The 1,182-nt window shown below is 69.5% G+C and carries 1 protein-coding gene; it reads left to right on the top strand.

What is annotated here, in order from left to right:
- A partial coding sequence (locus tag RM423_RS24815) for a DUF4118 domain-containing protein (protein WP_311425708.1) occupies positions 1–1,182 on the top strand: 1,182 nt, incomplete at both ends.

Raw genomic sequence — 1,182 nt, 5'->3', positions numbered from 1 at the left:
TCGCCCGCAGCGACGGCCTGGCCGGGTCCAGCGTCGCCGAACTTGCCACCCAACGCGTGCTGGTCGAATCCCTGGGCGGCAGTTACCACTCCATCGTCGGTGACGACATCCCGGCCGCGGTGCTGAAGTTCGCCCGAGCGAACAACGCCACCCAGATTGTCATCGGCGCCAGCCGGCGCAACCCCGTCGTCGCCGCGCTCACCGGCCCCGGCACCGGCATGGCCATCACCCGCACCTCCGGCACCATCGACGTGCACGTCATCAGCCACGACTACATCGGCAAAGGACGCGTACTCCCGCGAGTAGGTCGAGGCCTCACCCCAGCCCGGCGACTGGCTGGTCTGCTCGCCGCCCTCGTCCTGCTCACGGCACTGGTTCCGATCTGCGCCGCCCACCGGACCGGCATCTCGCTGGCCAGCGACATGCTGCTGTTCCTGCTCGCCGTCGTCATCATCAGCCTCATCGGCGGCTTCTACCCCGCCTTCATCGCCGCCATCGCCGCCAGCCTGCTACTCAACTACTACTTCGTCCCCCCCATCCACACCTTCACCATCTCCCGGGCGGAGAACGTCCTCGCGCTGACCGTGTTCATCGTCATCGCCTCCCTGGTGTCCCGCGTCGTGGACCTCGCGGCCCGCCGCAGCAGCGAAGCGGCCCGATCCAACGCCGAAGCCGAAACGCTGTCCACCCTCGCCGGCAGCCTGCTCCGCGGGGAGCAAGCGTTACCCGCTCTCCTGCAACGCGTCCAAGAGACCTTCACCGTCACCAGCGTCACCCTGTTGAGACGAGAGACCCAGGCGCCCGCCAGCACCGGCGCGACCTCACCCGGCACCACCTCAGCCGGACTGCGCGGCACCTGGTCCTGCCTCGGCAGCGTCGGCGTCGACCCCTGCATGCGACCTGAAGACGGCGACACCGAAGTGCCAGTCGGAGACGCGCTAGTCCTCGTCCTGCGCGGTCGCCGGCTCGCCACCGAAGACCAACGTCTACTGGCCGCGTTCGCCAGCCAGGTCGCCGTGGCCTACCAACAACGCCGCCTGGCCGAGGCCGCCGAAGCCGCCGTCCCCGTCGCTGAAGCCGACCGCATGCGCACCGCGCTCCTGAACGCCCTCAGCCACGATTTGAGGACCCCGATCGCCTCGGCCAAGGCCGCCGTGTCGAGTCTGCGTGGCCGCGACGTGC

Origin of the sequence: Jatrophihabitans lederbergiae, assembly GCF_031845305.1 — a bacterium.
Classification (GTDB): domain Bacteria; phylum Actinomycetota; class Actinomycetes; order Mycobacteriales; family Jatrophihabitantaceae; genus Jatrophihabitans_A; species Jatrophihabitans_A lederbergiae.
Note: the sequence above shows the minus strand (reverse complement) of the source record. Positions and strands in the feature narration are given on the sequence as shown.